The organism is Arthrobacter sp. P1_H7, from assembly GCF_056405215.1.
This window is the reverse complement of sequence record NZ_JBFUCO010000001.1, coordinates 38409-54890: the sequence shown is the minus strand read 5'-3', so window position 1 is coordinate 54890 and position 16482 is coordinate 38409. Positions and strand designations below refer to the sequence as shown.

Genomic DNA, 16482 nt, shown 5'->3' with positions numbered 1-16482 from the left:
CGTCACGGACGCCCCGATGGGCAGGGCCCCGGCGTTGGAGCTCTCCCCGCCGGCCCGATTGGCGGGGTTCCGGCGCCCCACGCCGGATGAAACGGGTTTCGCCGGAGCATCAACATATGATGAGTGGGTGGGTGGCGCATGCACGCCCCGGCTCCGAAGAACGCAGGAGCCGGCACGACCCCGTCTCGGCAACCGGCGTTAGGTATTGGTTTTTCAAGTGCAAGTAGTGAGCATCAGCAGCCTCAAAGGCGGTGTCGGCAAGACATCCGTGACCACCGGACTGGCGTCGGCGGCATTGGCCGCCGGCATCCCCACCCTCGTCGTCGACCTTGACCCGCACGCTGACGCCAGCACCGCCCTGGGCGTGAGTCCGGACGACCAGCTCGATATCGGCAGGATGCTGAAGTCGCCGCGGCGGGCACATCTGGCGGACAACGTGGTTCCCAGCGGCTGGGTGGAACATGCCCGGCTCAACGGCCGCGGCAGCGCCAACGGCAGAAAACAGCCTGGCGCGGCAACCTCCGTGCTGGACGTGGCCGTCGGCTCTGCCTACACCGGCATCTACGACCGGCCCGACCTGGGCCGGCGCGACCTCCGCCGGCTCTCTGCTGTCCTGGCTGGTGCCGGGAACTATGAACTCGTCCTGGTCGATTGCCCGCCGTCATTGAACGGCCTGACCCGGATGGCGTGGTCCGCGAGCGACAAGGTGGCCCTGGTGGCCGAGCCCGGGCTCTTCTCGGTGGCCGGCACGGAACGCACCATGCGCGCCATCCAGCTGTTCCGGCAGGAATTCGCCCCCAAGTTGTCCCCCGCCGGCATTGTGGCCAACCGGGTGCGCAGCAGTTCGGCCGAGCACACGTTCCGGCTTGCGGAGATGGAGTCCATGTTCGGCCAGCTGCTGCTGAGCCCGCACATCCCGGAGCAGGCCAACTGGCAGCAGATCCAGGGCGCGGCCCACTCCATCCACCACTGGCCCGGAGACTCGGCCAAGAATGCCGCCGGGCTCTTCGATGCCCTGCTGCAGAACCTGCTGAATCAAGGCGGCGTGGCCCCGGCCGGTACTGTCCGCGACCGCAGCCTGCGGTAGCCAGGGACTGCCGCATACAGCCCAACAGACTGAGGCCGCCTTCCCTGTCCGGGAGGCGGCCTCAGTCGTGTCTGTACTCAGTCTTGTCGGTGGAAGCGCTAGCCGATCTTGCGGGCCGCCCGGCGTTTGCTCAGTTCGTCGTCGGGAAAGGACTGGTCTGCGGCGTGTTCGCTGGGCAGGGCTGCGAGGCTTCCTTCAACTTCGCGCCATACGCGGCCGACGGCGATGCCGAACACCCCCTGGCCGCCCTGGACGAGATCGATGACTTCATCTGCCGATGTGCACTCGTAGACGCTCGCACCGTCGCTCATGAGCGTGATCTGGGCGAGGTCTTCGACGCCGCGCTCCCGCAGGTGCTCCACGGCGGTGCGGATCTGCTGCAGGGACACGCCCGTGTCCAGGAGCCGCTTGACCACCTTGAGGACCAGGATGTCGCGGAAGCCGTAGAGCCGTTGCGAGCCGGAGCCGGCCGCGCCGCGGACGGCGGGCTCAACGAGTCCGGTGCGTGCCCAGTAGTCGAGTTGGCGGTAGGTTATGCCGGCCGCTTTGCAGGCCGTGGGTCCGCGGTAGCCCGCGTCCTCGTCCAGAACGGGAAGATCCTCGGTGAACAGCAGGCCTTGGGCACCGCTGGCGGGCACAGCAACGCCGGCCGTTGCGGCCTGCTTCAGCTCGCCTGCTTCGCCTTTCGGACTCACGTGGACCCTCCTTGTCGTGGGTTCCCCTGGGTAAGTTGCATCGGCAGCAATAGATGTGGACAGCTGCATGACACAGGATGAATACTTCATCCGTGTAATTCAGCCGGGGCTGCACTTTCCAGTGTGACTTGCGCGGCTACCGTATGCAATGGGAACTTGTACCTCCGACGTTAGGCCTGCCGGGGCCCAAGGTCAAAGACGTTGGGGCTATTCCGCGGGCGTGTCGAAAGTTTCATCCTCGACTTTAACGTTTGGTGCCGCCACAGCTGTCACGCGCGTTTCAGAAACCTCACCAGTCACAAACATGCCCGCAGTCCTGGCAGCTTCCCTGACGCGGTTGCCCGGGCAGGATCAGCCGCCGAAGTCTTCGGGTTCGACGTCGTCGAGGAACTCGCGGAAGCGCCGCAGTTCACCTTCTTCGTCCACGGCGGGTCCGGGGTGCGTGTCCTCGCCCTCGTCGTGTTCGGTGATCCGGACGCCGGCCTCATCCATAACGGCGTCGGCGCACCAGATCCGACACTTGGCGCGCAGGGCCAGCGCCAGGCCATCAGAGGCCCTGGAGCTCACGGTGGTTCCGTTCTCGAACTGAAGCTGCCCGTAGAAAATGTTGTCCTCCACCGCCACGATGTTGACGCTGACGATCGTGTGGCCAAGGGCCTCGACAACGTCAACGAGGAGGTCGTGGGTCATCGGCCGGGGCGGGATGACTCCCTGCTGGGCCAGGGCGATGGCGCTGGCCTCCGGGGTCCCGATCCAGATGGGGACGTGGCGCTCCCCATGGATTTCCTTGAGCAGGACAAGCGGCTGGTTGGACGGCAACTCAATCCGCACGCCGACAATCTCCACCTCAATCATCAGATGTCCATCCTTGAGATGCGGTCGTGGACCAGCGCCTGGTGCAAGGACAGGCAGAGGTCGCTGATTTCCCGGGCCGCCTCGGCGGCCCGGGCGTGGGAGGCTGCGTCCTTGCGGGAGGTCAGGGTGGCCACCGCACGCTCCACGAGCCCGAATTCGCGGTCGGCAGCCGCCTGGAAGGGCCGCAGGTGGCGGGGTTCCAGGCCATGGCTCTCCAGCTGGACGCAGGCCCGCGCGACCTGCAGCGCGTGTTCGTCGAACTTGCCGTTGACGTGCCCGATCAGGCCGTAGCTCAGGAGGGATTCGAGCAGCGGGACGCTCGCCCCGGATTCGGCGCGGAGCTGCTCCTCGCTGAGCCGGCGCGCCCGGCTCTGCAGCTCGGAGGCGAGCTCCTCGGAGACAATCCGCGGGGACAACGTGACGCCTGCCGGCAGGTTCTCCGGCCGTTCGCCCCGGTCGATCGCATCAAGGTAGTCCTTGATGACCTTCAGTGGCAGGTACTGGTCACGCTGGAGTGAGAGGACGAAGCGCAGCCGTTCGACGTCGTTCTCGGAATACTGACGGTAGCCGGCAGGGGTCCGCTGCGGGTTGATGAGTCCCTTTTCTTCAAGGAACCGGATTTTTGACGCAGTCATGCTGGGGAAGTCGTCGCTCAATTGAGCCAGGACTTCCCCGATGTTCAGAACCTGGGGTCCGCGCCGATCCGCATGTGCCGTGGCCACAGGCAACTACCCCGGAATCAGACGTTGCCTGCTGCGCGGGCAGGGCTGAGGTAGAAGGTGAGGCGGAATTTGCCGATCTGGACCTCGTTGCCGGACTTCAGTTCCACCGAGTCCACGCGGTCATGGTTGACGTAGGTGCCGTTCAGGCTCCCGGTGTCCACGACCTCAAAGCTGCGCGCCGTGCGGCGGAATTCAACGTGCCTGCGGGAGACAGTGACGTCGTCGAGGAAGATGTCGGCGTCCGGGTGGCGGCCCGCCGTCGTGACGTCGGAGTCCAGCAGGAACCGCGCACCGGCGTTGGGGCCGCTGTGCGCCACAAGCAGGGCCGATCCGGAGGGAAGGGCCTCGACGGCTGCCCGTTCCTCGGTCGAGAGCTTCGGCGTGAAATTGGGTTCGTCGCGCACCGGAGTGAGGTTGATCGACGTGGTCTCCGAAGCCTTCACTCCACCCGTGCCGTAACCGTCACCGGTGTCGTTCCGTTCGTGCCCAAACATTGAGTCCTCCTCATTCGTTGCAGGTGTCCCCCCTGCAAACAACGCATGCCGTCCGGAAAAGCCTCGCAGTCCCGGTAATGAGGCCCTTCGGCGGGGCGCGGCTTTGTTTTGTTATCCCAACAACACTCGCCGGCGGCCCCGGCCCGAATGACCTCTGTCTTTAGCCTACCTGTTGTTCATACTCGGATGCACTGAGCAGGGACTCGATCGCGTCGGCTTCCGCGAGCTTGATTTCGATCAGCCAGCCCTCACCGTACGGATCGGAGTTAATCAGGGCAGAATCGGTGTCCAGCGACTCGTTCCGGGCCACCACCTCGCCCGTCACCGGGGCGTAAATGTCGCTGACGCTCTTGGTGGATTCGACCTCTCCGACGACGTCGTTGGCCTTGATGGTGGTTCCGACCTCGGGCATCTGGGCGTAGACGACATCCCCGAGGGCGTCCTGGGCAAAATCGGTGATACCCACGCGCACAACCCCGTCGGCGTTGGGGGCCGAAACCCATTCGTGTTCTGCGGTGTAGGACAGGTCTTCGGGAATGATGCTCATGACGGGCCTTTCATCGGGTCAATCACCTGGGCGGCGGCAGTCGTTTGTTCTAGCCGCCGCTGAAAGTATAGGCATATCGGGCAGTGGCCGGGGAGGCATCTGCGAAGATGGTGCGATGGCAGAACATGCGCCGCTGGAGGTCGGGAATGTGAACAACCGGGGCGCCGGGACCGTCCGGGCACGCCAGGGCTAGCCCATGCCTGAGCTTCCGGAGGTTGCGGCCCTAACGGACTTTTTGGACGAGCACCTGCGAGGAGCAGTGGTGACCAAGATCCAGCCCGTCTCCTTCGCCGTGCTCAAGACGGCGGACCCTCCGTACTCCGACCTCCAGGGCAACGCGGTCACTGCGGTGCGAAGGTTCGGCAAGTTCGTCAGCATGGAAGCGGACGGGCTGCATTTTGTCTTCCACTTGGCGCGGGCCGGCTGGGTCCGCTTCACTGACTCCCCCACTGACGCACAGCTGAAAATGGGCAAGGGTCACATCGCGCTGCGGCTTACGTTCTCGGGCGGTTCCGGCCCGATGGGCATGGACCTGACCGAGGCGGGGACGAAAAAGAGCCTTGCGGTCTACGTGGTCCGCGATCCGCACGACGTACCGGGCATCGCGGCGCTCGGACCGGATCCGTTCAGTCCGGACTTCGACGTCGATGCCTTCGCTGGGATTCTCGGTTCCAGTTCCCAGCAGATCAAGGGCGTCCTGCGGAGCCAGGGCATCATCGCCGGGATTGGGAATGCGTACAGTGACGAGATCCTGCACGCCGCCAGGACCTCGCCGTTCGCGATCGCCAAGTCGCTGGACCGGACGGACGTGGAGCGACTCTACGACGCCATCCACACCATTCTGGGAACGGCGGTGGCGGAAGCCAAGGGCAAGGCGCCCAACGAGCTCAAGGACGCCAAGCGGAGCCACATGCGGGTCCACGGCCGGACCGGCGAACCGTGTCCGGTGTGCGGGGACACGGTCCGGGAGGTTTCCTTTGCCGATTCCGCCCTGCAGTACTGCCCGACGTGCCAGACGAAGGGAAAGATCCTGGCCGACCGCCGGACCTCCCGCTTCCTGAAATAGCGGAACACCGCGCAGTTTCCTGAAATAGCGGAACACTGCGAGCCCACGCGTCCGGGAAACAGAAAACCCCGCCATTCCTTCATCAGGAATGGCGGGGTTTCAGCTGTTGGTCGGGCTGACAGGATTTGAACCTGCGACCCCTTGACCCCCAGTCAAGTGCGCTACCAAGCTGCGCTACAGCCCGCTGGTTCCACCGTTCTCCGCCCGGAAGTCGTCCCGGATTCGCTCCAGGTTTTCTTCCAAGCAGTCCGGCCGAACCACCTCCAAAAGCTTACACGATCCGGGAGGGTGCCTGTGACAATTTCAGGCTGTCACGGCAAGGTGTGTCGGAATTAACGTTTCTTGCCACGCTTTTCGCGCACACGCATGTTGACCTCGATCGGCGTGCCCTCGAAGCCGAAGGTCTCCCGGAGGCGTCGGGTGATGAAGCGGCGGTATCCCGGATCCAGGAATCCGGTGGTGAACAGCACGAACTTCGGCGGCCGGCTCGAGGCCTGGGTGCCGAACAGGATGCGCGGCTGCTTGCCGCCGCGGACCGGGTGCGGGTGCGCTGCGACGAGTTCGCCCAGGAACGCGTTGAGGCGTCCGGTGGGGATGCGCTTGTCCCAGCTTTCCAGGGCAATGTCCAGGGCCGGGACGAGCCGGTCCTTGTGCCAGCCGGTCTTGGCCGAGATGTTCACGCGCGGGGCCCAGGCCACGTGTGCCAGGTCCTGCTCGATTTCGCGTTCCAGGTAGCGGCGGCGCTCGTCGTCGAGGAGGTCCCACTTGTTGAAGGCGAGCACCAGGGCGCGGCCGGATTCAACGGCGAGCTGCAGGATGCGGACATCCTGCTCGCTGAGCACTTCGTCCACGGCCAGGAGCACGACGGCGACCTCGGCCTTTTCGAGTGCGCTCTGCGTCCGCAGGGAGGCGTAGAAGTCTGCGCCCTGGGCCATGTGCTGGCGGCGCCGGATGCCGGCGGTATCCACGAAGCGCCACGTGCGTCCGCCGAGTTCGATGAATTCGTCGACCGGGTCGCGGGTGGTGCCGGCGGTGTTGTCCACCACCACACGCTCGGAACCGGCGAGCTTGTTCAGCAGCGAGGACTTCCCGACGTTCGGGCGGCCGATCAGGGCGATACGGCGGGGTCCGCCGGAGCGCTCGAGGCCTTCAATCAGGGAGTACTCCGGGAGGGTGTCCATGACGTGGTCCAGGAGGTCGGCCACGCCGCGGCCGTGCAGGGCCGAGACCGGGTACGGTTCGCCGAAGCCCAGGCCCCACAGGGTGGCCGAGTCGGCCTCCTGGGCGAAGTCGTCCACCTTGTTGGCCACCATGATGACCGGCTTCTTCGACTTGCGCAGCATCTTCACGACGCCTTCATCCGTGGCGGTTGCGCCCACGGCGGAGTCGACGACGAACAGGACGGCGTCGGCAAGTTCCACGGCCATCTCGGCCTGCTCCGCCACGCGGGCGTGGATGCCGCGGGCGTCGTGCTCCCAGCCGCCGGTGTCCACCACGGTGAAGTTGCGGCCGTTCCAGTTTGCCGAGTACATGACACGGTCGCGGGTGACGCCGGGGGTGTCTTCGACCACTGCCTCGCGGCGGCCCAGGATCCTGTTGACCAGGGTGGACTTGCCCACGTTGGGCCGGCCGATGATGGCCAGGACGGGGTCCAGTTTGACCGGACCGTCGAAGTCCTCATCGTCGAAGTGGCCGCTCAGCAGGGCGGCGTCGTCTTCGTCGAGCTCGTAGTCGTCCAGCCCGGCACGCAGCGAGGCCGCGCGGAGTTCCGCTTCGTCATCGTCCAGGGCGGCAAGGTTTTCAGCCACCTGGTCGGTGCCGGTGGGCGTGTATTCGTCTTCGCCGGCGCCAAAATTGCCGGAGGTTTGAGTCGTATCGCTCATTGCACTTTCCTTAGGTGGTGATCTGCCGGCGTCCCGGCTACTGCTTCATGACGTTCATGCGGGGATTCCGCGTGGGGCAGGGGCTGCCCGGTTCTTAGTACTGAGTCCTGGACATGGCGCGCTAATGCGGCCCGGATTTCGGTTCCCGCCCTGTCCATTGAAACACGCCCGGTCTCGCCGGGCCGGCGGCTGACGTTGATGGCCCCGCCGAAGCTGACATGCAGCCGCCGGCGCGGTGACGGCACCGTGTCCAGGTGTTCGCCGCCGATTCTTGTGCCCAGGATGGCCACGGGAACCACTGTGGCGCGGGAGTTAAGCGCCAGCCAGGCGACGCCGTTGTTGATCGCGGCGGCCTCACCGCTCCCCCGCGTGCCTTCGGGAAGAATCCCGACGCACCGTCCGGCGTCGAGCAGGCTCCGGGCCGTGGCCAACGCCGCACGGCCGCCGCGGCGGTCGACGGGCAGCTGGCCTGACGCCGCCAGGACGCGGCCGAGAAGCCCGGTGAACATCTCCTGCTTGACGAGGATGTGCATGGGCCGGGGCGAGGCGCCGAACATGACGGGCCCGTCCAGGAAGCTGATGTGGTTTCCCGCGAAGATCACGGGACCGGCCGCCGGGACGTTGGAGCGTCCGGTGACCGAGGTGCGGTAGACGAGGTGGTCCAGGATCCAGCCCACGGGCCGGCTCCACGCCGTCGTCCAGTGGCCGGGCAGGGAGTCGGGCGCTGTCTCCGGCTGTCCGGCGCGCCCCTCAGTCACCGTGGACGGCCCGGAGCGGAACAGGAGAGTGGTTGACCACGGTGTCCACGATGTCGAGGGCGGCCTGGACCGTCCCGTCAAAGTCCAGTTCGGAGGAGTCCAGGGTCACGACGCCGTCGGCGGCCGTGGTGAAGTTCACTACGGTGGAGTCCTTGGCATCGCGGTGCGTGACCTGGGCTGCCAGCTGCTCGGCGTTCTGGCTGCCGCCCAACTGGATGCCGCGGCGTCGCAGCCGGGCTTCCTCGCTGGCGGTCAGCAGCATCCGCACCTCGGCATGGGGCGCGACGACGGTGGTGATGTCCCGGCCCTCCACCACCATGCGGCGGTGGTGCTTTTCGATCAGCTCGCGCTGCCGGCGGATCAGTTCCGTCCGCGCGCCCAGGGTGGTGGCGACGGCGCTGACTGCCGCGGAAATAGCGGGTTCACGGATGGCCAGGGTGACATCGTGCCCGCCGACGCGGACGTACTCTTCCTGCGGGCTCGTGCTGATTTCCAGCGGCAGCGTCTCGGCGGCTGTCTCGACGGCGGCCCCGTCGTCCAGGTCCGTGCCGCTTTGCAGGCAGAACCACGTCAGGGCGCGGTACATCGCGCCGGTGTCGAGGTAGGCCAGTTTCAGCCGGCGGGCCACCTCCTTGCTCACGCTGGATTTGCCGGAGCCGGAGGGGCCATCGATGGCAACCACAAGGCTTTTTCCGGGACGGAGCACGTCCACTGTCTCGATGAGTTCCTGGGTCATTACTGGAGTACCCGCCATCCACGGTCGTTGAGGGCTTCTATCAAAAGGTCGTGCTTGTTGGGCAGGACGGAAATTTCCACCATCCCCACATTCTGCCCCGAAGAGTGGTCGAGGCGGAGGTCTTCGACGTTGACGCCGATCTCGCCGATCTCGGTCAGCAGCTTGGCGATCTGTCCGGGGGTGTCATCCACCAGCACCGTCAGCCACGAGTATGCCTGCGGGGGTCCGCCGTGCTTGCCCGGGATCCGGGACTGGCCGGCGTTGCCTTCGCTGATCAGCTGGGCAAGGTCCAGCCTGGCGCCGGGAGCGGTCGGTGCCTCCAGGGTGCCGATCAGCCGGTTGAGGTCCTCGCGGACTCCGTGCAGGATCTCCACCACCTTTTCCGCGTTCGCGCCCAGGATCTGGACCCAGAGCGTGGGATCGCTCGCGGCGATGCGGGTGACATCCCGCAGCCCGTTGCCGGCCAGGGACAGGGCGTGCAGGGGCGTGCCCTGCAGGCGGCTGGCCACGAGCGAGGACATCACCTGCGGCAGGTGTGAGACGAGCGCCACGGCTGCGTCGTGCTCGTCGGCGGCGAATTCGGACACGACGGCGCCGAGATCGCCGGCCAGCGCACGCGCCACCCGCAGCGACTCCGGCAGAGTCTCCTCCGCCGGGCACACGACCCACGGCATGGACGTGAACAGCTCGCCGCGGGCCGCGACCGGGCCGGATTTCTCGCGCCCGGCCATGGGGTGGGTGCCCACGTAGCGGCCCAGGTCAGCTCCGCGGCTGCGGAGATCGGCCAGGATCCCTGCCTTCACGCTCGCGATGTCCACCACGACGGCGTGCGGGTAGTCCTGAAGCGCCTTGGCAACGACGTCCGCCGTGACATCCGGCGGTGCGGCCACGACGACGAGCTCCGGCGCCTCCCCCTCGAGGCGCGCCAGCGGCAGGCCGGCGCCGATGTCGACGGCGACGGCCTGGTTGGTCGGCGAGGGGTCTGATAGGAATACAGCCACACCCCGCCCCCGCAGCCCCAGCCCGATGCTGGTGCCCAGAAGCCCGGAGCCCAGGACGAGCACCGGGCCGTTCAAGTGGCCGCGGCCGTGCGTGCGGAAGGCGGACATGCTTACAGCCCCACGGAGGCCAGCAGGTGGCCGACTTCCTGCTTGCCGAGGTTGCGGATGCTGCCCTGGCGCTGGTCGCCGAGCCCGATGGGGCCGACCTTGACGCGCACCAGGCGCAACACGGGGAAGCCGACGGCGTCGAACATGCGCCGGACGATCCGGTTCTTGCCCGAGTGCAGCACGACCTCGATCAGCACGTGGCCGGGAGTTGAGTCGACGAGCTTGAAGGAGTCCACCGAGGCGATGCCGTCCTCGAGTTCGACGCCGCCTTTGAGTTCGGCCCCCACGCCCTGCGGGAACGGCCCGCGGACCTGCACGAGGTAGGTCTTGGGCACTTCGTAGGACGGGTGCGTCAGGCGGTTGGCGAGCTCGCCGTCGTTGGTCAGGAGCAGCAGCCCTTCCGTGGCGACGTCGAGCCGGCCCACGTGGAAAAGGCGTTCGCCGTGGTGGTTGCGGACAAAGTCGCTGATGCACGGACGGCCGTCCGGGTCCTCCATGGTGGAGACAACGCCCTTGGGCTTGTTGAAGACCATGTAGACCATGTTCTCGTCCAGCTGGATGCGCAGTCCGTCGACGTGGATCACTGCCGTCTTCGGGTCGACACGCACACCGAGTTCGGTGACCACCTGGCCGTCGACCTCGACGCGGCCCTCGGCGATCATTTCCTCGCAGACCCGCCGTGAGGCGACGCCGGCGGAAGCCATGACCTTCTGGAGGCGGGTGCCGTCGGCGTCGTGCAGCTCAGACTGCGGCACCTCGGCGCGGGGTCCGCGCTTGCGGGCCGGCTTGCGCACGGGCCCGAGGTTCTGGCCGAAGCGTTCACTGCCGAAGGCGCGGGAACCGGTGGCCTTGGCCGCTCCGGCGCCCACGCGCGGCTTGGGCTTGAGGGCGCCGGGAGTGCCGGGAGCCTTGCCGAAGCCGGGCTTGCGGGCGGCTGCCTTGCGGGCTGCCTCCTTGCCGGAGGGCGCTTTCGACTTCCAGTCAGCGGAAGCCGGGCGGGCAGTCGACGGCGCGCCGTCGGGACCCTGCAGGTCCGGATCGATAAAGGCCTCTTCGCGAGGCTTGGGGTGCTTGAAGGGGCGGTCTCCGCCGCCCTTGTAGCCGGCTCCGCCGCTGCGGCCGGCGCCGCCCTGGGAGCTGCGGCCCGCGCCGCCCTTGTAGTCGGCTCCGCCGCTGCGGCCCGAACCGCCCTGTGCGCCGCGGCCTGAGCCCTGCGCTGAGTTTTGTCCGGCACTGTTACGTCCCGAACTGTTACGTGGTGAACCCTGGCGTCCCGCCTGTGTCATGACCCGTCCTTCGTTTGTTGGCCGACGGCCGCTGTCTCCCGACAACACCCGCCGACTGGGCAAAATGATTCTGCCCTAGTGGATACTCGTGCGCAGGCAGTTGTTCCTGCCTACATTCTTCCAGCGTCGTAAAACTCTTCGATGCCTTCAAGCCCCGGAAGGTGGGGTGAAAGCTGTGGCAATTCCGCCACCGAGCCGATTCCCATTCGCTCCAGGAAATACGACGTCGTGCGGTACAGGATTGCTCCGGATTCAGGATCGGTTCCCGAGTCCTCGATCAGCCCCCGCTGCGTCAGCGTCCGCACGACAGAGTCAACGTTGACTCCTCGAATTGCAGACACCCGCGCCCTAGATACGGGCTGGCGGTAAGCGATGACGGCGAGCGTTTCGAGCGCCGCCTGCGTCAGCCTGGCTGTCTGGCCTTCCAGCACGAAGTCGCCAACGATCTCGGCGAATTCAGCGCGGGAATAGATCCGCCAGCCTCCGGCGATATTCCGCAATTCAAAACCCCGGGCGGTGGCGCTGAAGCCGTTCAAACTGGCATCGTCCACATCCGGGGCATTAACAGTATAACCGTTATACTCCCGCTGCAGTTCAGCCAGCAGGGTCTCGACGACGTCGACCGTCAGGTTCAGTCCGGCTGCCAGGGCCTGGGCCGTGGCCGGTTCGTCGATCACCATCAGGACCGCTTCGAGGGCCGCGCGGGCGCCCCCTGGCAGGCTCGCGACGTCCGGCCCGGCCTCGCGGGCAGCGTCGGGGAGTCGTTCGTTCACGGTTGGTCCTCGTATTCTTCACTCAGGTTTTCGCTGCTCCACCCCTGGGTATCGGCCGTCCAGTGCACCGTCAGCTCCCCCAGCGGCAGCAGCTGGTCAAAGCCCACCGCCCGGTCGCGGAACAGCTCCAGCAGCGCCAGGAACCGCGCCACCACCACCAGCGTGGATTCGGCGTCGGCGATCAGGGCCCGGAAGCTCAGCGGCGTGCCCAGCCGCAGCCGGTTCCCCAGCAGCTCGGCCTGTTCCTTGACGCTGACGGGCGCGCCGTGCAGGTGCGCGAGGCCTACTTCGGTGGGGGCTGCCTCCTTGGGTTTGAGGGCCGCCTCGGCCAATGAGGCGAACTGGGCAGGGGTGTGCCGCCACAGCAGTTCCGGAAGCAGGGCAGCGAAGTGCCCCTCAAGGGCAACCTGCCGGGGATAGCGCCGGGCCTCAAGCTCGAGCGTGGAGCCGATCATGCCGGCCACCTGCTTGAAGGCCTTGTACTGCAGCAGCCGGGCGAACAGGAGGTCCCGGGCCTCCAGCAGGGCAATGTCCTCATCGTCCTCAACCTCGCCCGCGGGCAGCAGCCGGGCCGCTTTGAGGTCCAGGAGGGTGGCCGCAATCACCAGGAATTCGCTGGCCTCATCCAGGGCCCACTCCTCCCCCAGCTGCTGCAGGCCCCTGATGTACTTGATGAATTCGTCAGTGACCGTGGACAGCGCCACCTCGGTGATGTCCAGCTGGTGCTTGGAGATCAGGCCGAGCAGGAGGTCGAACGGGCCGGTGAAGTTGGCCAGCCGCACTTCGAATCCGGGCTTTTTGACGCGCGGTTCTGCTGGGCCCTCCGGCCCCGCGGCCCGCGCGGATTCCGCGCGCGTGTCGAGCTCCGCTGGCATGTCGAGATTCGCTGGCGGAGAAAAGGCGCCTGCCACGACCCTGGCTAGGGCGCGCCGCCGCGCGAGATCAGCTCTTTGGCCAGGCGGCGGTAGGCGTCGGCACCGACGTGGTTGCCCGCGTAGGTAGTGATGGGCTCGGCCGCGACCGTGGCGTCGGCAAATTTGATCGAGCGCTTGATGACGGTTTCGAAGACCTTGTCGCCAAAGGCCTCCACCAGGCGGGCAATCACCTCGCGGCCGTGCAGGGTCCGGGCGTCGTACATCGTGGCGAGCACGCCGTCGACCTGCAGGCGCGGGTTGAGGCGGTCCTGGACCTTGTCGATGGTTTCCACGAGCAACGCCACGGCGCGCAGGGCAAAGAATTCACAGATCAGCGGGATGATGACGCCATGGGCGGCGGTCAGCGCGTTGACGGTGAGCAGGCCGAGCGAGGGCTGGCAATCGATCAGGACGACGTCGTAGTCGTCCTCGACCTTTTTCAGGGCCCGGTCCAGCACCTGTTCGCGGGCCACTTCGTTGACCAGCTGTACCTCGGCGGCGGAGAGGTCGATGTTGGCCGGGAGCAGATCCACGTTTTCCACGCCGGTCTTCTGGATGGCGTCGCGGATGTCCACCTTGCGGTCCATCAGCACGTTGTACACGGTGAGGTCGAGCTCGTGCGGGTTGGTGCCCAGGCCGGCGGACAGGGCGCCCTGCGGATCGAAGTCGACCAGGAGCACGCGGCGGCCGTATTCGGCCAGGGCTGCGGCGAGGTTGATCGTGGACGTGGTTTTGCCGACCCCGCCCTTCTGGTTCACCATGGCGATGACCCGCGCAGGACCGTGGGAGGACAGCGGCGCGGGCTCCGGAAAGTCGCGTTGGGGCCGCCCGGTGGGGCCCATGACGGCGTCTTCCAGATCGAGTTCGGTGCCTTCCAGAGTTGCTGAACCCTGTTCGCTGCTCACGTATCTATCCACACTTTCGATGACGGTGATTGTCGTGCTTCATTTTGCCGCTTCCGGGCTCCCGGACGGGGGGGGGCCGCCGGCCACGCCCGGGGGGCGCCAAGGGCGAGGCCCGCAGGCGCGCAGCGGGGGGCTGAAGCAGGCAGGCGGGCCCGCGCTCCGGCGGCCCCGGAGATATTGAAGTTTGTACCCCGCAGGCCTACATTGAAACGACGAGGTGGCAGCGGCTCATGCACGAACTTTCGATCACGCAAAGTCTTGTGGAGGCGGTCCTGGACCGGACCGGTGGCCGCTCCGTGACGGGCGTCAACCTGCGGATCGGACCCTTGAGCGGCGTCCTCCCGGACGCCGTGCGCTTTTGCTTCGACGTCGTGTCAGCTGACACGCCGCTGGCCGGGGCAACCCTGACGATCGATGAATCCGAGGGCCGGGCCAGGTGCCGCAGCTGCCGCGACGAGTTCGTCCTTGAGGACATGTTTCTGCTCTGCCCCTGCGGCAGTGCCGATGTCGAAGTCGTCAGTGGCCGGGAACTCCTGGTCACCTCGGTGGAGGTTGCGTAGACATGTGTGCGACGTGCGGATGCGGCGACGACGCCGGCCCCAGAATTTCGGACCTCGACGGAACTGTGCACGAAATTGTGCACGACACTGCGCACGCTGCTGCAGCCCCGCACGAACATCCGCATCCCCACGATCACGAGCACGATCACGGCCATCCCCACGATCACGAGCACGATCACGGCCATCCCCACGATCACGAGCACGATCACGGCCATCAGCATCTCCAGTCCCCCGGGACAGCCGACGCCGGGCACAGCCCCGCGGCGGAAGGACGGACCCTCATCTCCCTTGAGGAGAACCTTCTCGCCAAGAACGACCTCCTGGCTGCACGGAACCGGGGCTGGCTGGAAGGACGCGGCGTCCAGGCCTTCAATGTCATGAGTTCCCCCGGGGCCGGCAAGACCACGCTCCTGGTCCGGACCATCAGGGAACTGGCCGGCGAACTGGAAATCGGTGTCATTGAAGGTGACCAGGAGACCTCGCTGGACGCCGACCGGATCCGGTCCACCGGGCGGCCGGTGATCCAAATCAACACCGGAGCAGGCTGCCACCTGGACGCCGGGATGCTGCAGCGGGCGCTGGGTGAGCTGGACCCGGTCCCCGGATCGACACTCTTCATCGAAAACGTGGGCAACCTGGTGTGCCCGGCATTGTTCGACCTCGGCGAATCGGCCCGGGTCGTCGTGATCTCAGTTACGGAGGGCGATGACAAACCGCAGAAATACCCCCACATGTTCCTGGCTGCCGACCTGGTGATCATCAACAAAGCAGACCTGCTCCCCTATGTGGAGTTCGACGTCGAGCGTTGCGTGCGCCAAGCGCGCTTGCTCAATCCCGGCGTCGACGTCCTGACCCTGTCAGCTACCACCGGCGACGGCATGGACGGCTGGCTGGAGTGGATCCGGAAGAATCCCCACCTGGCGACGGCTGCCGCCGGGAGTGCGCCGCGCTCTGGCGGACTACGCGTTTGACCGTTGACGCAACATTCGAGCCGCAGCCACAAGGCGGGCTCCGAAGGAGGCAACGATGCCTACAGCTACTGCATTGAAAGCGGAAGAAACCTTGATCCACGTCCTGTGGATCAATGCCGGACTCAGTTGCGACGGTGACTCCGTGGCCCTGACGGCGGCAACCCAGCCAAGCGTCGAGGAGATAGCCCTTGGGGCGCTCCCCGGACTTCCCAAGATTGCCATGCACTGGCCGCTGATCGACTTCGAATGCGGCCCGCAGCAAGGCGCCGACGACTTCCTCGAGTGGTTCCGCAAGGCGGACCGCGGCGAGCTGGAGCCGTTCGTGCTGGTGGTGGAGGGGTCCATCCCGAATGAGAAGCTGCACGCCGCGGGCGGCTACTGGGCGGCCTTCGGCAACAACCTCGACACCGGACAGCCGATCACCACCAGCGAGTGGCTGGACCGGCTGGCGCCCAAGGCGACGGCGATCATCGCCGCCGGGACCTGTGCGACCTACGGCGGCATCCATGCCATGGCCGGGAACCCCACCGGGGCCATGGGGGTGCCCGACTATCTCGGGTATGACTGGCGGTCCAAGGCCGGGATCCCGATCGTGTGCGTCCCGGGCTGCCCCATCCAGCCGGACAACCTGTCCGAAACCATGACGTATCTGCTGTACCAGGCCACCGGACAGGCTCCCATGATCCCCCTCGATGAGGCGCTCCGGCCTACCTGGCTGTTTGGCCAGACGGTGCACGAGGGATGCGACCGCGCGGGCTACTACGAACAGGGTGACTTCGCCACCGAATACGGGTCCCCAAAGTGCATCGTCAAGCTCGGCTGCTGGGGACCAGTGGTCAAGTGCAACGTGCCCAAGCGCGGCTGGATGAACGGAATCGGCGGTTGCCCCAACGTGGGCGGCATCTGCATCGGCTGCACGATGCCGGGATTCCCGGACAAATTCATGCCGTTCATGGACGAACCTCCCGGCGGCAAGCTGTCGACCGCGTCAGTCATGCCGTACGGCAGGACCATCAGGACACTGCGGAACATCACGAAGCACACGCTGGACCAGGAACCCCGCTGGCGCAAACCCGGTAATGATCTGCTGACCGGCGCCAAGCGGACCTGGTAGGGACCCT

Annotated in this window: 18 protein-coding genes and 1 tRNA gene; 5 read left to right on the top strand and 14 right to left on the bottom strand. The window is 66.6% G+C overall.

Features of this window, described 5'->3' with window-relative positions; translation table 11 throughout:
* Positions 1 to 217 precede the first annotated feature (217 nt).
* Complete coding sequence (locus tag AC1DXI_RS00275; protein ID WP_026538785.1) at positions 218 to 1087, top strand: ParA family protein; 870 nt, start codon at positions 218 to 220, stop codon at positions 1085 to 1087.
* 98 nt (positions 1088 to 1185) lie between these two features.
* Here the strand turns inward: AC1DXI_RS00275 and AC1DXI_RS00270 are convergent, their stop codons facing one another.
* The 5 genes from AC1DXI_RS00270 to gcvH form a co-directional block, all read right to left on the bottom strand.
* On the bottom strand, positions 1186 to 1782 hold the full coding sequence (locus AC1DXI_RS00270) for a MerR family transcriptional regulator (RefSeq protein WP_018772320.1): 597 nt from the start codon (positions 1780 to 1782) through the stop codon (positions 1186 to 1188).
* A gap of 351 nt (positions 1783 to 2133) precedes the next feature.
* The gene (locus tag AC1DXI_RS00265) at positions 2134 to 2637 is read right to left on the bottom strand and encodes a bifunctional nuclease family protein (RefSeq protein WP_018772319.1); all 504 of its coding nucleotides are present in this window, start codon (positions 2635 to 2637) and stop codon (positions 2134 to 2136) included.
* Entirely contained in the window at positions 2637 to 3359 is a 723-nt protein-coding gene (gene ftsR / locus AC1DXI_RS00260; protein ID WP_026266235.1) for a transcriptional regulator FtsR, read from the bottom strand. The genes AC1DXI_RS00265 and ftsR overlap by 1 nt, the downstream gene beginning before the upstream one ends.
* 17 nt (positions 3360 to 3376) lie before the next feature.
* A complete protein-coding gene (locus AC1DXI_RS00255) occupies positions 3377 to 3853 on the bottom strand; it encodes an FHA domain-containing protein (protein ID WP_018772317.1) in 477 nt (158 codons plus the stop codon).
* Between the two features lie 160 nt (positions 3854 to 4013).
* The gene (gene gcvH / locus AC1DXI_RS00250; protein ID WP_018772316.1) at positions 4014 to 4400 is read right to left on the bottom strand and encodes a glycine cleavage system protein GcvH; all 387 of its coding nucleotides are present in this window, start codon (positions 4398 to 4400) and stop codon (positions 4014 to 4016) included.
* A gap of 196 nt (positions 4401 to 4596) precedes the next feature.
* On the opposite strand from gcvH, the gene AC1DXI_RS00245 reads away from it, so the two are divergent.
* The gene (locus tag AC1DXI_RS00245) at positions 4597 to 5466 is read left to right on the top strand and encodes an Fpg/Nei family DNA glycosylase (RefSeq protein WP_476936972.1); all 870 of its coding nucleotides are present in this window, start codon (positions 4597 to 4599) and stop codon (positions 5464 to 5466) included.
* 107 nt (positions 5467 to 5573) lie between these two features.
* On the opposite strand, the gene AC1DXI_RS00240 is transcribed toward AC1DXI_RS00245, so the two are convergent.
* From AC1DXI_RS00240 to AC1DXI_RS00200, 9 genes are all read right to left on the bottom strand, one after another.
* Positions 5574 to 5650, bottom strand: a tRNA-Pro gene (locus AC1DXI_RS00240).
* Between the two features lie 148 nt (positions 5651 to 5798).
* A complete protein-coding gene (der, locus tag AC1DXI_RS00235) occupies positions 5799 to 7349 on the bottom strand; it encodes a ribosome biogenesis GTPase Der (RefSeq protein WP_476936971.1) in 1551 nt (516 codons plus the stop codon).
* Positions 7346 to 8026: a lysophospholipid acyltransferase family protein gene (locus AC1DXI_RS00230; protein WP_476937038.1), complete on the bottom strand. Its 681-nt coding sequence runs from the start codon at positions 8024 to 8026 to the stop codon at positions 7346 to 7348. The genes der and AC1DXI_RS00230 overlap by 4 nt, the downstream gene beginning before the upstream one ends.
* A 73-nt stretch (positions 8027 to 8099) precedes the next feature.
* Positions 8100 to 8843, bottom strand: coding sequence for a (d)CMP kinase (cmk, locus tag AC1DXI_RS00225; protein WP_043423204.1), 744 nt, complete (start codon positions 8841 to 8843; stop codon positions 8100 to 8102).
* Positions 8843 to 9952 (bottom strand): prephenate dehydrogenase, encoded by a 1110-nt coding sequence (locus AC1DXI_RS00220; RefSeq protein WP_018772311.1) that lies wholly within the window; start codon positions 9950 to 9952, stop codon positions 8843 to 8845. The genes cmk and AC1DXI_RS00220 overlap by 1 nt, the downstream gene beginning before the upstream one ends.
* Positions 9953 to 9954: 2 nt before the next feature.
* On the bottom strand, positions 9955 to 11238 hold the full coding sequence (locus AC1DXI_RS00215; protein WP_243179547.1) for a pseudouridine synthase: 1284 nt from the start codon (positions 11236 to 11238) through the stop codon (positions 9955 to 9957).
* Positions 11239 to 11348: 110 nt separating this feature from the next.
* Positions 11349 to 12011 (bottom strand): SMC-Scp complex subunit ScpB, encoded by a 663-nt coding sequence (gene scpB, locus AC1DXI_RS00210; protein WP_476936970.1) that lies wholly within the window; start codon positions 12009 to 12011, stop codon positions 11349 to 11351.
* On the bottom strand, positions 12008 to 12886 hold the full coding sequence (locus AC1DXI_RS00205; RefSeq protein ID WP_476936969.1) for a segregation and condensation protein A: 879 nt from the start codon (positions 12884 to 12886) through the stop codon (positions 12008 to 12010). Before AC1DXI_RS00205 ends, scpB begins: the two co-directional genes overlap by 4 nt.
* Before the next feature lie 44 nt (positions 12887 to 12930).
* A complete protein-coding gene (locus AC1DXI_RS00200) occupies positions 12931 to 13830 on the bottom strand; it encodes a ParA family protein (RefSeq protein ID WP_018772307.1) in 900 nt (299 codons plus the stop codon).
* A gap of 230 nt (positions 13831 to 14060) precedes the next feature.
* On the opposite strand from AC1DXI_RS00200, the gene AC1DXI_RS00195 reads away from it, so the two are divergent.
* The 3 genes from AC1DXI_RS00195 to AC1DXI_RS00185 all read left to right on the top strand — a co-directional run bounded on the left by AC1DXI_RS00195 (position 14061) and on the right by AC1DXI_RS00185 (position 16475).
* The gene (locus tag AC1DXI_RS00195; protein WP_018772306.1) at positions 14061 to 14390 is read left to right on the top strand and encodes a hydrogenase maturation nickel metallochaperone HypA/HybF; all 330 of its coding nucleotides are present in this window, start codon (positions 14061 to 14063) and stop codon (positions 14388 to 14390) included.
* Positions 14391 to 14455: 65 nt separating this feature from the next.
* Positions 14456 to 15361 carry a hydrogenase nickel incorporation protein HypB gene (gene hypB, locus AC1DXI_RS00190; protein ID WP_476936968.1) on the top strand — a complete coding sequence of 302 codons (906 nt, stop codon included), beginning with the start codon at positions 14456 to 14458 and terminating at the stop codon, positions 15359 to 15361.
* 55 nt (positions 15362 to 15416) lie between these two features.
* Positions 15417 to 16475 carry an NADH-quinone oxidoreductase subunit B family protein gene (locus tag AC1DXI_RS00185; protein WP_476936967.1) on the top strand — a complete coding sequence of 353 codons (1059 nt, stop codon included), beginning with the start codon at positions 15417 to 15419 and terminating at the stop codon, positions 16473 to 16475.
* Positions 16476 to 16482: the final 7 nt, after the last annotated feature.

Coding starts and splice junctions, on each gene's coding strand:
- AC1DXI_RS00265 (WP_018772319.1), bottom strand. CDS start 2,637: ATGATTGAGGTGGAGATTGTCGGCGTGCGGATTGAGTTGCCGTCCAAC.
- AC1DXI_RS00255 (WP_018772317.1), bottom strand. CDS start 3,853: ATGTTTGGGCACGAACGGAACGACACCGGTGACGGTTACGGCACGGGT.
- gcvH (WP_018772316.1), bottom strand. CDS start 4,400: ATGAGCATCATTCCCGAAGACCTGTCCTACACCGCAGAACACGAATGG.
- AC1DXI_RS00245 (WP_476936972.1), top strand. CDS start 4,597: ATGCCTGAGCTTCCGGAGGTTGCGGCCCTAACGGACTTTTTGGACGAG.
- der (WP_476936971.1), bottom strand. CDS start 7,349: ATGAGCGATACGACTCAAACCTCCGGCAATTTTGGCGCCGGCGAAGAC.
- cmk (WP_043423204.1), bottom strand. CDS start 8,843: ATGACCCAGGAACTCATCGAGACAGTGGACGTGCTCCGTCCCGGAAAA.
- AC1DXI_RS00220 (WP_018772311.1), bottom strand. CDS start 9,952: ATGTCCGCCTTCCGCACGCACGGCCGCGGCCACTTGAACGGCCCGGTG.
- AC1DXI_RS00215 (WP_243179547.1), bottom strand. CDS start 11,238: ATGACACAGGCGGGACGCCAGGGTTCACCACGTAACAGTTCGGGACGT.
- AC1DXI_RS00205 (WP_476936969.1), bottom strand. CDS start 12,886: ATGCCAGCGGAGCTCGACACGCGCGCGGAATCCGCGCGGGCCGCGGGG.
- AC1DXI_RS00195 (WP_018772306.1), top strand. CDS start 14,061: ATGCACGAACTTTCGATCACGCAAAGTCTTGTGGAGGCGGTCCTGGAC.
- AC1DXI_RS00185 (WP_476936967.1), top strand. CDS start 15,417: ATGCCTACAGCTACTGCATTGAAAGCGGAAGAAACCTTGATCCACGTC.